Genomic DNA, 12,381 nt, shown 5'->3' with positions numbered 1-12,381 from the left:
CCGGCGCCGCAGCGGCCTCAGCGTGCCGCCATCGCTTCGACGTCGGACCAGCTCGACGCCGGGCCTTCGGTTAGAACCATCCCATCGCTCACCATGGCCACCCAGGGAGCCGGGCCCGCCCGGTACGCCTGCCATGCCTCGGTGCTCATCACCACGTCGATCGTCGAGCCGGCCAGCGCCGCGACCTGCCGGCGGGACTCGAGCGCCGGGTCGGGGGTCACCACCAAAACGGCAGGCCGCCCCGGCAGCGATCTCGGCGCACCCGCGTTGAGAGCCGCCCACACCTCCCGGCAGGCCAGGCAGCTGGAGGTCATGAACAGCACCAGCCCGTCGGCCTGCCCCGGCCGGTACAAGTCCCCCGACGGCGACAGCCCGGAGATCGGCGGGGCCGGCGTCCCGGCGAGAGGGACCCGGACGTGTCCGGTCGGCGCCGGGGCGGCCAACCGCCGGCGCAGCCGTCTTCGCAGCCCCGGCAGGCGTGTCACGACTCGACCGTACCCGTCGCCGGGTCGACCGTAGCGCTCGTTGCGTGCCAGTCTGCTCTAGTGCGCATCGGAGTGATTGGAGGGACGGGACCGGCCGGGCAGGCCGTCGCCGTCCAGTTTGCAGGGATCGGGATCGAGGCAGTCGTCGGCAGCCGGTCGGAGGAGCGCGCCGCGGAGATCGTCGGCGAGTTGACCTCCCGCTGGAGCGGCCGGGAGCTTCCCCTTACCCCCGGTGACAACGCCGCCGCGGCTGGCGCGGACCTCGTCGTCGTGGCCACCCCCTGGGAGGGTGTGTTGAGCACCGTCACCGACCTGGCCGAGCCCCTCGCCGGCAAGATCGTCGTGTCGATGGCCAACGCCCTCACCCGGTGGGGCAAGGGCATGGTGCCGCTCCTACCGCCGACCGGGTCGGTGACCGCGGCGGTGGCCCTGGCGCTTCCCGGATCCCGGGTCGTGGGCGCCTTCCACCACCTGCCCGCCGGCCCGTGGGGTGACTTGGACCATCCCCTCGACGCCGACGTGATGGTCTGCTCCGACGTGCGCGCCGCGGCTCGCGAGGTCGTCGGACTGATCGACACGCTCCCCGGGCTTCGCGGCGTCGACGCCGGCGGTCTCGGCAGTGCGCTGGCCATCGAAGCCCTCACACCGGCGTTGCTCGAGGTCAACCGCCGGTACAAGACCCACGCCGCCATCAAGCTCACGGGGCTCCCGTGACCGACGGGATGCGGGCCATGCAGCTCTACGACACCGCCCGCGAGGCGGTGGTGCCCTTCGAGCCGGGCCCGACGGTGAAGATGTACACCTGCGGCATCACGCCCTACGACTCGGCGCACATCGGGCACGCCGCCACCTACCTCACCTACGACGTCTTGCAGCGCCGGCTGCGGGACCGAGGCCACGACACCCAGTGCGTCCGCAACGTGACCGACGTCGACGACGACATCCTGCGCAAGGCCCGCGAGCTCGGCGTCCACTACCTGGACCTGGCCGCGGAGGAGGTCAGCCGGTTCGACGCCGACATGAAGGCGATCGGCCTCCTGCCCGCGTTCTCCGAGCCGAGGGCCACCTCGGCGATCCCCGACATCCTCGGGTTCATCGGCATGGTCCTCGACTCCGGCCACGCCTACCAGGCCGGCGGCGCGGTGTACTTCGACGCGTCGTCGTTCGAGGGCTTCGGCCAGGTCAGTCACCTCGACCGGGCCACGATGCTCGAGCTGGCGGCCGAGCGGGGCGGCAACCCGGACGATCCCAACAAGCGCGATCCGCTCGACTTCGTGCTGTGGCAGCCGTCCGCGCCTGACGAGCCGCGCTGGGAATCGCTGTGGGGGCCCGGCCGGCCCGGGTGGCACATCGAGTGCTCCGCCCTGGCGATGCGGGAGCTGGGCGACACCATCGACATCCACGGCGGCGGGTCGGACCTGATCTTCCCCCACCACGAGTGCGAGGCGGCCCAGTCCGAAGCTGCCACCGGAGCGACCTTCGTACGGCACTGGATGCACGTCGGGATGGTCCGCCTCGGCGGGACCAAGATGTCCAAGTCGCTCGGCAACTTGGTCTTCGTCCACGACCTGCTGAAGGACTGGGAGCCGCCGGCCATCCGCCTGGCGGTCATCGCCCAGCACTACCGCGACAGCTGGGACTGGACCGACGAGCTGATGCCCGCCGCCACCGCCCGACTGGCCCGCTGGCGGGCCGCCGGCCCGGGCGACGCCGCGCTGGCGGAGGTCCGCTCCGCCCTCGACCGGGACCTGGACACCCCCGCCGCGGTGGCCGCAATCGACGCGGCCGTCGACGCCGGCCAGGGCGTGTCGCAGGCCGCTGCCCTCCTGGGCGTCGCGTAGCCGCTGGGTCAGCGGTCGGTGATCGCCCGGCCGGCCGGTGCCCAGGGCAGGTCCACCGAGACCTCGCCGTGGCGTACGAAGTCGGCGCACATCTCACCGGCCTTCGGGCCCTTGTCCCACAACGCGATGCTCACGGTGCCGGCCGTCTCGGTGGCCGTCGCCTGCAAGGCCGGCCCCGCGCACCCGCCGTACTGGTAGCCGAGGGTCACCGTCGTCCCGGCGACCGCGACCACCTGCTGCCAGTGCAGCTGCTGCAGGCCGGCCGCAGGCGCGCCGACCACCGGGACAGCCACAGGAGTGGTCGACGACGGGCCGGTCACCACCGTCGGGCTGGGGCTAGCCGGCGCGGTGGTCGCCGGCTCGGTGGTCGCCGGCACGGTCGACTTCGGCACGGTGGCGCCCGGCACGGTCGTCGTGGTCCCGGCCGACAGCGACGTGGACGAGCCGCAGGCCCCAGCGACCACCGCCATCGCGGCGAGGCCGGCTCGCGCCACGACCCCGCCGGGCGCGCTCGCCAGGCTCAGCCGGGGCCGCACCCGCAACCCCCGCCACAACACCCGCCGCCGCCTCCGCCGCCCAAGGCCGGCGAGGCCGCGCTGGTGCGACCGCCCGCCGCGAAGACCGACAGCAGCCGCCGGCTGTCGGCGTGACCCGAAGGGCAAGGCGCCGGTCGGTCGGCCTCCGCCACCGCGCGACGCAGGTCGAAGCGGGTGTCGCAGGTCTGGCAGCGGTACTCGTACACAGGCATAGTGTGTGTCCTCCCTGCCGCGAGCCTACGCACCCAGGGCTCGGCGATGACCGCGCCGCGCGGATACCAGTGGGCCGAGGCTGTTCCCCGTCCCGTAACCTCCACTCCCATGGCAGCCAGCATCACCGTGTCCCTCCCCGACGGATCCCAGCGCGAGTTGGACACGGGCGCGACCGGCGCCGACCTGGCGGCGTCCATCGGTCCCCGCCTGGCCAAGGCGGCGGTCGCGGTCACCGTCGACGGCGCCGAGACCGACCTCTCCGCGCCGCTGCCGGACGGGGCGACGGTCTCGGTCGTCACCGCGGACACGCCCGCCGGCCGCCACGTCCTGCGCCACTCGACGGCGCACGTGATGGCGCAAGCCGTGACCAGGTTGTGGCCGGGGGCGCGCTACGCCATCGGTCCGGCCATCGACGACGGCTTCTACTACGACTTCGACCTGCCGGGCGGCGCCCATTTCTCCGAGGACGACCTGGGCCGGATCGAGGACACCATGAGGGCGATCGTCGCCGAGGACCAGCCTTTCGTCCGGGAGGAGCACAGCGTCGCCGAAGGGCTGGAGCTCTTCGCCGATCAGCCGTACAAGACCGAGATCATCGAAGGCGTCGATAGCTCGGAGGGGGCCGGCGAAGGGGTGGTCAGCGCCTACCGCAACAGCGCCGAGTTCGTCGACCTGTGCCGGGGCCCCCACGTGCCGACGACCAGCCGCCTCGGGCACTTCAAGCTGCAGAAGGTCGCGGCCGCCTACTGGCGAGGCGACGAGCACCGGCCCCAGCTGCAGCGCATCTACGGCACGGCCTGGGAGTCCAAGGCCGCGCTCGAGGAGCACCTCAAGCGGTTGGAGGAAGCCGAAAAGCGCGACCACCGCAAGCTCGGCGCGGAGCTGGACCTGTTCCACTTCCCGCCGGAGATCGGCGGCGGCCTGCCCGTGTTCCACCCCAAAGGCGGGCTCATCCGCAAGCTGATGGAGGACCACAGCCGGCGGGAGCACGAGCAGGCCGGCTACGAGTTCGTCTACACGCCGCACCTGGCGAAGTCGACGCTGTTCGAGATCTCCGGGCACCTCGCTTGGTACAAGGACGGCATGTACCCGCCCATGGAGATGGAAGGGGCGACCTACTACCCCAAGCCGATGAACTGCCCGATGCACATCTTGATCTTCCGGGACCGGCTGCACTCCTACCGGGAGCTGCCGATACGGCTCTTCGAGTTCGGGACCGTGTACCGCTTCGAGCGGTCCGGCGTCCTCAACGGTCTCATGCGGGCCAGGGGCTTCACCCAGGACGACTCCCACATCTTCTGCACCCGCGAGCAGATGGCCGACGAGCTGGCCAGCCTCCTGGCGTTCGTCCTGCACCTGCTGCGGACCTTCGGGCTGACCGAGTTCGAGGCCGAGCTGGCCACCCGGCCCGACAAGTTCGTCGGCGAGCCCGAGGAGTGGGAGTTCGCCGAGGGCGCCCTCAAATCCGCCCTCGAGAAGGCCGGGCTGCCCTACGTCGTGGCGGAAGGGGAGGGGGCGTTCTACGCCCCGAAGATCGACGTCCACGTCCGCGACGCCATCGGCCGGCGGTGGCAGATGTCCACCCTCCAAGTCGACCTTCAGCTCCCGCAGCGCTTCGACCTGTCTTACGTCGGCGCCGACAACGAGCGGCACCGGCCGGCGATGATCCACCGGGCCCTGTTCGGGTCGATCGAGCGGTTCTTCGGGATCCTGGTCGAGCACTACGCCGGAGCGTTCCCGACCTGGCTGGCCCCGGTGCAGGTTCAGGTGCTGCCCGTCCGCGACGGCCACATGGCCTACGCCGACCGCATCGCCGACCGCCTGCGCGGCGACGGGTTCCGCGTCGAGGTGGTGGCGGCCGACGAGGGCGTCGGCGCCCGGGTCCGCAAGGGCCGGATGGAGCGGGTGCCCTACCTGCTGGTCGTCGGCGACGACGACGTCGAAGCCGGGACCGTCGGCGTCAACTCCCGAGGCGCCGAGCGACCCGAGAAGGGCGTGCCGATCGCCGACTTCTCGGCCCGTCTGGCCGCCGAGGTCGTCGCCCACCTGTCGCCGGTGACCGCCCCGCCGGCGTCGGCCGCGTCGCCGGCGTGACTGGGGCTGCGTCGGGGCTCTCGGGGGCTGCGTCGGGCGTGACTGGGCTGGACCGGCTCTGGGCCGGCTGGCGCACCTCCTACATCCAGGATGCCACGGCGAGCGGGCCGCGCCGCACCGATCAGGAGGGCTGCGTGTTCTGCCGGATCCTCTCCTCGGGCCTCCCCGACACCGACACCCACGTGGTCTGGCGGCACCCCGGTGGGCGGGCGGTGGCGCTGCTCAACGCGTTCCCCTACGGCAGCGGGCACCTCATGGTCATGCCCACCCGCCACACCGCCGACATGGAGGACCTCCACGCATCGCCTGACGATCCGGAGGCCTCAGACGTCTGGGACGGCGTCCGCCAGGCCGTCGCCGCCGTGAAGGCGGCGTACCGGCCCGACGGCGTCAACGTCGGCGCCAACCTCGGGAAGGCATCAGGTGCCGGCGTCCCCGGCCATCTGCACATCCACGTCCTGCCGCGGTGGAACGGCGACACCAACTTCATGACCGCCGTGGCCGAGACTCGGGTCCTTCCCGAACCGCTCTCCGCGACCGACGCCAAACTGCGGGAGGCCTGGGCGGCCCTGGCCTAGAGAGTGGCCCCGGCTATCCGCTGCGCTCTGCTTGCGTCGCTCGACGCGTCCCAGGCGCGGTTTGGTGCTGTATATGACCCAAACCGCGCCAGGCGCGATTTGGGAGGCGCCGATCCCGGCAGGCGCGCCGATCCCGGCAGGGCCGGCGGACCCGCCGGCTAGGCGCTCACCTTGACCCGCTCCCAGAGGTGCGCCGGCAGCCGGTCGTAGTGGTCGTGACTGGCGGTGAACGACGCCCTCCCCCCGCTGAGCGACCGCAGGTCCACGGCGTAGCGGGTGAGCTCCGCGGCGGGGACGGTGGCGGTCACGACGGTCTGGCCGTCGGACCCGGGAACCGAGCCCTGCACCCGGCCCCGCCTGGTGTTGAGGTCGCCCATGACCTCACCGAGGAGGGCGTCGGGCACGGTGACCTCGACCATCGACACCGGCTCGAGCACCACCGCGCCCGCTTTCTCCAACGCCTCCCGGAAGGCCATCGCCCCGGCCATCTTGAAGCTCATCTCCGACGAGTCGACCGGGTGGTACTTGCCGTCGAGGCACGTGACGCGCACGTCGACGACGGGATGGCCGTGGACGCCGCCCGACGCCATGGCCTCCTCCACGCCTTTCTGCACCGCCGGTATGAACTGCTTCGGGATGGCCCCGCCGACGATGCGGTCCACGAACTCGAACCCGCCGCCGGGCTCCAGGGGCTCGACGAGCAGGGTCGCCACGCCGTACTGGCCGTGGCCGCCGGTCTGCTTTTTGTACTTGCCCTCCGCCTGCGCGGAGCCGCCGATCGTCTCCCGGTAGGGCACGACGACGTCGTCGAACTCGATCTCGACGCCGAACTTCCGGGCCAGCTTCTCGGCGGCCACCGCCAGGTGGGTCTCGCCCATCCCGACCAGCAGCGTCTGGTGGGTGTCGTCGTCGCGGCGGACCTCGACGGTCGGGTCCTCCTCGGCCAGGCGGTGCAGCGCGGTCATCAGCTTGTCGTCGTCGCCCGCGGTCTTCGGTCGGATGCCGACGGCCAGCACCGGGCGGGGCGGCTCGGGCGCCACCAGCGAGACGGGCATGTTCCGGGGGGCGAGCGTGTCACCGGTGGCGACGTCGGTCAGCTTGGCCAGCGCCGCCAGGTCGCCGCAGGCCAGCTCGGAGACCGGCAGCTGCTCGTGACCTCGGAGGGAGAAAGGGGCGTGGACGCGGACGTCGCTGTGCGTGCGGGTGTCGACCAGCGTGGCGTCGGCGGCGATCGTCCCCGACAGCACCTTGCAAAGCGAGATCCGCCCGACGTGGCGATCGGCGACGGTCTTCCAGACCTGCATCAGCGGCGGGCCGTCGGGGTCGGGGGCGACCTCGACGGCCTGGTCGCCTCCGGTCACCGTGACGCCGGGGCGGTCGAGCGGCGACGGGCCGATCTCGCAGATCAAGGTGGCCAGGCGGTCCACGCCCACCGGGACCGTCGCCGACCCGCACAGCACCGGGAACACCTGCCCGGAGGCGACACCGTGGGCCAAGGTCTTCTCCAGCTGCTCGACGCTTGGCACGTCGCCCTCGAGGTAGCGCTCCATCAGCTCGTCGTCGGCGACGACGATGCCCTCCACCAGCGCGTCGTGCACCGCGTGCTCGCTGACGGCCATGTCGTCGGGGACCGGGCCGGTCACGCCCGTCGGCGTGCCGTCGTAGGTGACCGCAGTGTCGGAGAGCAGGTCGATGACGCCCCGGAAGGCGCTCTCCTCGCCGATGGGAAGCTCGAGGGGGGCGACGCCGGCGCCGAAGGTGGAGCGGATGGCCTCCAGCGTCCGGTCGAACGACGCCCGGTCACGGTCCAGCTTGTTGACGTAGATCATCCGCGGCAGGCCGGCGTCGGCGGCCATGCGCCACAACGCCTCGGTCTGGACCTCGACGCCTTCCACCGCGCTCACCACGAACACCGCCAGGTCGGCGACGCCCATCGCCGCGGCGGTCTCACCGATGAAGTCGGCGGTCCCCGGCGTGTCGAGGATGTTGAGCTTGTGGTCCTGCCACTCGACGGGCACCAGCGCGGTGGACAACGACATGCCCCGGCGTTGCTCCTCCGGTTCGAAGTCGCTGACCGTGGTCCCGTCCTCGACCCGCCCCGGCCGGCTCTTGGTACCTGACAGATGCAAAAGGGCCTCACAGAGCGTGGTCTTACCGGAGCCGTTGTGTCCGACAAGGACCACGTTGCGCAGCGCGGTCGACGGGTACCCGAGCATTGGGACCACCTCTATTCGGTCGGTTCGACACATTCCGGGCCCCCGGCCCGGGCCCTCACCAGGGGACCGTCGCGGAGCGTACCCGCTACCGGTGGTACCCTGCGAGTGTCTCGGAACCGTGGCGAATGCCCCGGTTCCCACTGTGTGAGGAGCGTTGCTGCTTTGTTCGACGGACGGTTCCGCTCGGGCGTCGACGTCGCCGTCAAGCCGTTGGGGCAGGCGCTGCGACGGACTGGCCTGTCGCCGGACCACCTGACGGCCCTTGGGCTGCTGCTGGCCGTGCCCACCGCGTGGGCGATCGCGACCGGGCGCCTGGGTCTCGGCCTCGGCCTGCTGATCGGCTCGGCGCTTCCCGACCTTCTCGACGGGGCGCTGGCCAAGGCGTCGGGACGGACCACCGTGCGGGGAGCGTTCTTCGACTCCGTGTCCGACCGGGTCACCGACGCGCTGGTCCTCGGCGGGATCGCCTGGTACCTGCAGGACCACCACCACGGGCACGCCTTCATGCTCCCGTTCGCGGTGCTCGGCGTCTCGCTGCTGATCTCCTACGAGCGGGCCAAGGCCGAGTCGCTCAAGTTCGACGCCAAGGGCGGCCTGATGGAGCGGGCCGAGCGGATCGTGGTCCTCTGCGCCGGCCTGGCCTTCAGTTTCCTGCTCGTCCCGCTGCTGTGGGTCATGCTGGCGCTCACCGCGGTGACCGCGGTGCAGCGCTTCGTGAAGGTGTGGCGCCAGGCCAGCGTGGACGTGCCGCCGCCCCCGCCCCGGGTCACGAGGGCCAGCAGCGGCGCCCGCCACCCCGGCGAGGCCGCGATGGCGATGCGGTGGCGGGCCTGGCGGGAAGCCAACGGGTGGACGCCCCGCGAAGGGCGGTACGCGCAGGGCAGCGCCCGCAGCGGGGCCAACCAGCGCTGGGCCGAGCGTCGCCAGGCCCGGGCCGCGGCGCGCGCCGCGGACGGGGTGCCCCGCCGGCGCCGTTCCGGCTCCCGCCGGCCCTGAGGCCGGCCGGCGTCTTTGGCTGACAGAGCCCGGCCGCTGCGGCGGCCAGAGGGGTTGGTGCGCGCCGCGATCGGGTCCCCGCAACTGGCGGTATTCAAGGCCGGGAGCGCGGTGGCCGCGGTCCTCCCCGGCGCGGTCGGACGCGGCATCGCCGAGGCGGCCGGCGTGGCCGCTGCCCGCCTGCCCGGAGTGGCGTCGAGGCTGCACGCCCTTAACCGGGTCCCGGCCACCTCCGGGCTGCGCCAGCGGCGCCGGCAGATGGCCCGCCACCTGCGGCGGGTGGAGGGCCCGGACCTGGCCGGCCCGGCCCTGGCCAAGCAGCTCGACGCGGCGTTCGCTTCCTACGCCCGGTACTGGGCTGAGAGCCTCCGCCTCCCCAGCCTGACCCCCGCGGAGGTCGACGCGGGGATGTCGTACCGGGGCATGCAGCACCTCTACGACGCCCTGGCGCTCGGCCGGGGGGCGATCCTGGCGCTGCCGCACCTCGGCGGCTGGGAGTGGGGCGGCATGTGGCTCGCTCACACCGGCACGCCGGTCAGCGTGGTCGTCGAGGCGATCGACCCGCCCGAGCTGTTCGAGTGGTTCACCGAATTCCGCCGCCGCCTCGGCATGGACGTCATCGCCAACGGCCCCCACGCCGCCGCGGCCTGCCTGCGGGCGTTGAAGGAAGGCCGGACGCTGTGCCTGCTGTCGGACCGGGTGGTGGGTGACACCCTCGGCGTCGAGGTCGAGTTCTTCGGGGAGAGGACCCGGATGCCGGCGGGGCCGGTCACCCTCGGGCTGCGCACCGGCGCGCCGGTCCTGCCCGCCGCGGTGTACTTCACCGACGCCGGATCCGGGCACCTAGCGGTCGTCCGCCCCCCGCTGCCGTTGGCCCGCACCGCCGGGCGCCTCCGCGACGACATCACCGCCGGGACCCAGCTGCTGGCCCGGGAGCTGGAGGTGCTCGTCCGGCGCGACCCCACCCAGTGGCATCTGATGCACCCCAACTGGCCGAGCGACCTGGCGTGAGGGTATCGGTCCTGGTCACAGCGTTGTGGACGGTCGGCATGACACAGCCATGACACATCTCGTTGAGGCTACGGCTGGCCCATGGGCCGCGTGCACGTAGAGTCAGGCCATGCCGAGCTTCCGGCGAGTCGCCGCTCCTGTGGCCGGGGCATCCGTGGGTCTCGGACTCATTGCAGCCGGCGGCCCAGCCGATCTCGCCACCATGCTCGCGTCGACTATGGGCGATATCGTTGCTGGCGTCATGCCGCTCGGCCGCTCACAGGCCGAGGTCGCCAAAGACGAGGCGAACCGAGAGCGGCGAGCGGTGAGTTACGAGGCCTTCGGGGCGGCAGTCGCCTCGGCCTGGCAGGCCGCGGGACTGCTCATGACATTCCGACCCGGATTTCTCGGGTACGTGCCTGGCATGGTGGCGCTCTTCCGAGCCCAGCGCAGATTCGAGGAGCAGGTCGTCGCCATGACGGAGGCGATGACGTGTGTGTTCCTCTACGGGAGCGGAGAGACACAGACGGCCGGAGTTGCAGTCGTGGAGGCACTCCATAAGGCATTGCAGGAACTCTGCCGATGCAAGCAGGGCTCGGCAGAGGCAGCTGCCGCTTTCACCCGGCTGAGCCCTCAACTCGGGACGCCGGTCGCGGCCTGGAGGCGGTCAGCGCAGGCGGATCTCGGCGTGGCCAGGTGAGGTGACTCCGAAGGCATCGTCGATCGGGCTCGGATCGGTCCTCGTTGGAGTGTCACAGGTGGGGATCGTGGCCAGGCGTACGGCAGGGGGGTGGCCGAGCTGCCGCGCGACTGCCACGGCCGACAGCCCACGCGCGATGAGCAGGCTCGGTGCGGTGTGGCGCCGCTGGTGGAACACCACACCCCTCAAGGGTCGCAGGGCTGAGAGCACCAGCACGGTGCTGGGCCCACGACTGCACCTCACCGGGGCTGATGGCACGCAAGCTGGTACCCCGACGGAGGGCAGCACGCTCTTGCCGAGCTACACCCAGCAGGGCGGTAGTCGCTGGTCGATGAACCCGGAAAGCCAGCCAGACCCCCGCGTGCGCTACGTCCCGTTGCCCAACGGACGCATTGAGGGCCGGCGCGCTGCCACGAGTAAATCTGTGTACCCTCCACCGATGCCGGTCGGAACCCGCTACATCGTGCGTGGCGGGATCATGGACAACCTTGAGCGAGTGATCCGTCGTGCGCAGGACGATTACGACGAGTTCTACGGTCGCGAATATGACCTCGGTCTGGCGCTGTCGGTCCATTGCGATGTCTGGCGCGCCGAGGAGACCTGGAGTGGGTTTCTCTGCCGAATGGCTACCGACGGCGAGGTTCGGAACGCCAAGCTTCGCGTCGCCGACCTCGATGAGGTCGAGCGCCTGGGCTTCCGAGTTGTCAACACTCCGCCCCCGCCATCGCACCACGACGTGGATCTAGGTACGATCAACCCCGCCGGTGAGCTAGACAAGCTCATGTCAGCGTTTCGACCTGCCGAGGAGAACCCATGCCGATTCATGAACTGATGCCGGTTGGCATAGTGGCCGGCGCACTCCTTGCCGGGACTCGACAACCTGCGACCCAGGACGTCGTCCGCGAGATCGCTGTCGACTTCAACTGGCGGCGCGGAGAATATCTCCGCGCCTACCTCGATGAGGTCGTGGGCGGAGGCGACGTGGGAGTGGGTGAGATTCTCGATGCCTTCGATGAAGACGGCACGCGCCGATTCGTCCGGGTGGCTGGGATAGGCAAGCATTTGTATCTCGAGGTCCTTCCCGAAACAGCGCACGTCACCGTATCGCTACGACCGCCGGTTATCGATACTGCCATCACCGTGATTGGGAATGTACTGGACGGTACGGCAGATAGCCCAGCCTTCGGCGCCGTCCCCGTGGCCTCTCTAGCGTGAAGTTATCGATCTGCACCATATGCGAAGCGGCGACCCTCCACGATGGTCTCCTCAATCTTCTGGGCGCGGGCATCACTCGGGTCGGTCGGACGGGGTTCCCAAGCCCGCTGGGCTTGCAGGTGGCAGCAATGGCGACGGTTGTCCCAGCGGATGTACCGCAGCTCCAGTCATTCTCTCTGGACGTGACTTGCCTCCTCGATGGCGAGTCCATTGGCAACTTCCGTCTGCGCGGTGAACCCGAGCCGCCGTCGGATGGTTGGGACGGGCAAACCGCCGTAATGCTTCCCTTGGTGGTACCGCTTCCCTTCATTCTGCAAAGGGCCGGATCCTATGAACTCAAGGTTACTTTCGCCACGCAGACTGATGTTGCGGAAGAGGACGTGATGGTCATTCCGCTGAGCGTGGTCCTCGCTCCCACGTCGGCAGCCCCTGCCTCCGGCTGACTCCGGCGCCTGTCTCTGGAGCGTTCAACTACACCCCGAATCGGACACCAAGGCCGCCGAAACCATCGAGCAGG

At 71.0% G+C, this 12,381-nt stretch carries 14 protein-coding genes; 10 read left to right on the top strand and 4 right to left on the bottom strand.

What is annotated here, in order from left to right:
• Positions 1-17: 17 nt before the first annotated feature.
• Positions 18-485: a hypothetical protein gene (locus K6U06_RS10935; protein ID WP_262321958.1), complete on the bottom strand. Its 468-nt coding sequence runs from the start codon at positions 483-485 to the stop codon at positions 18-20.
• Between the two features lie 60 nt (positions 486-545).
• Here K6U06_RS10935 and npdG point away from each other — a divergent pair, with 60 nt between their 5' ends.
• Positions 546-1,199 carry an NADPH-dependent F420 reductase gene (gene npdG, locus K6U06_RS10930; RefSeq protein ID WP_262321957.1) on the top strand — a complete coding sequence of 218 codons (654 nt, stop codon included), beginning with the start codon at positions 546-548 and terminating at the stop codon, positions 1,197-1,199.
• Positions 1,196-2,326, top strand: coding sequence for a cysteine--tRNA ligase (gene cysS, locus K6U06_RS10925; protein WP_262321956.1), 1,131 nt, complete (start codon positions 1,196-1,198; stop codon positions 2,324-2,326). The genes npdG and cysS overlap by 4 nt, the downstream gene beginning before the upstream one ends.
• Positions 2,327-2,334: 8 nt before the next feature.
• Here the strand turns inward: cysS and K6U06_RS10920 are convergent, their stop codons facing one another.
• Positions 2,335-2,883: a hypothetical protein gene (locus K6U06_RS10920; RefSeq protein ID WP_262321955.1), complete on the bottom strand. Its 549-nt coding sequence runs from the start codon at positions 2,881-2,883 to the stop codon at positions 2,335-2,337.
• Positions 2,847-3,074, bottom strand: a complete 228-nt coding sequence (locus tag K6U06_RS24685) for an FmdB family zinc ribbon protein (RefSeq protein WP_410051017.1) — start codon at positions 3,072-3,074, stop codon at positions 2,847-2,849. Before K6U06_RS24685 ends, K6U06_RS10920 begins: the two co-directional genes overlap by 37 nt.
• Before the next feature lie 109 nt (positions 3,075-3,183).
• Here K6U06_RS24685 and thrS point away from each other — a divergent pair, with 109 nt between their 5' ends.
• Complete coding sequence (gene thrS / locus K6U06_RS10915) at positions 3,184-5,169, top strand: threonine--tRNA ligase (RefSeq protein ID WP_262321954.1); 1,986 nt, start codon at positions 3,184-3,186, stop codon at positions 5,167-5,169.
• Positions 5,166-5,747, top strand: a complete 582-nt coding sequence (locus K6U06_RS10910) for an HIT family protein (RefSeq protein WP_262321953.1) — start codon at positions 5,166-5,168, stop codon at positions 5,745-5,747. Before thrS ends, K6U06_RS10910 begins: the two co-directional genes overlap by 4 nt.
• A 158-nt stretch (positions 5,748-5,905) precedes the next feature.
• Here K6U06_RS10910 and fusA read toward each other — a convergent pair whose 3' ends face one another.
• The gene (fusA, locus tag K6U06_RS10905) at positions 5,906-7,963 is read right to left on the bottom strand and encodes an elongation factor G (protein WP_262321952.1); all 2,058 of its coding nucleotides are present in this window, start codon (positions 7,961-7,963) and stop codon (positions 5,906-5,908) included.
• A 162-nt stretch (positions 7,964-8,125) separates the two neighbouring features.
• Here fusA and K6U06_RS10900 point away from each other — a divergent pair, with 162 nt between their 5' ends.
• The 6 genes from K6U06_RS10900 to K6U06_RS10875 all read left to right on the top strand — a co-directional run bounded on the left by K6U06_RS10900 (position 8,126) and on the right by K6U06_RS10875 (position 12,307).
• The gene (locus K6U06_RS10900; RefSeq protein WP_262321951.1) at positions 8,126-8,959 is read left to right on the top strand and encodes a CDP-alcohol phosphatidyltransferase family protein; all 834 of its coding nucleotides are present in this window, start codon (positions 8,126-8,128) and stop codon (positions 8,957-8,959) included.
• Positions 8,960-9,016: 57 nt separating this feature from the next.
• Positions 9,017-9,970, top strand: coding sequence for a phosphatidylinositol mannoside acyltransferase (locus tag K6U06_RS10895; protein ID WP_262321950.1), 954 nt, complete (start codon positions 9,017-9,019; stop codon positions 9,968-9,970).
• A 109-nt stretch (positions 9,971-10,079) separates the two neighbouring features.
• Positions 10,080-10,649, top strand: a complete 570-nt coding sequence (locus K6U06_RS10890; RefSeq protein WP_262321949.1) for a hypothetical protein — start codon at positions 10,080-10,082, stop codon at positions 10,647-10,649.
• Positions 10,650-11,088: 439 nt separating this feature from the next.
• A complete protein-coding gene (locus K6U06_RS10885; protein WP_262321948.1) occupies positions 11,089-11,481 on the top strand; it encodes a hypothetical protein in 393 nt (130 codons plus the stop codon).
• Entirely contained in the window at positions 11,463-11,864 is a 402-nt protein-coding gene (locus K6U06_RS10880; protein WP_262321947.1) for a hypothetical protein, read from the top strand. Before K6U06_RS10885 ends, K6U06_RS10880 begins: the two co-directional genes overlap by 19 nt.
• Positions 11,861-12,307 carry a hypothetical protein gene (locus K6U06_RS10875; protein ID WP_262321946.1) on the top strand — a complete coding sequence of 149 codons (447 nt, stop codon included), beginning with the start codon at positions 11,861-11,863 and terminating at the stop codon, positions 12,305-12,307. The genes K6U06_RS10880 and K6U06_RS10875 overlap by 4 nt, the downstream gene beginning before the upstream one ends.
• Positions 12,308-12,381 lie beyond the last annotated feature (74 nt).

Origin of the sequence: Acidiferrimicrobium sp. IK (genome assembly GCF_025499425.1) — a bacterium.
Lineage (GTDB): Bacteria > Actinomycetota > Acidimicrobiia > Acidimicrobiales > Palsa-688 > Acidiferrimicrobium.
The sequence above is the reverse complement of the archived record's forward strand: the minus strand, read 5'-3'. Positions and strand labels throughout refer to the sequence as shown.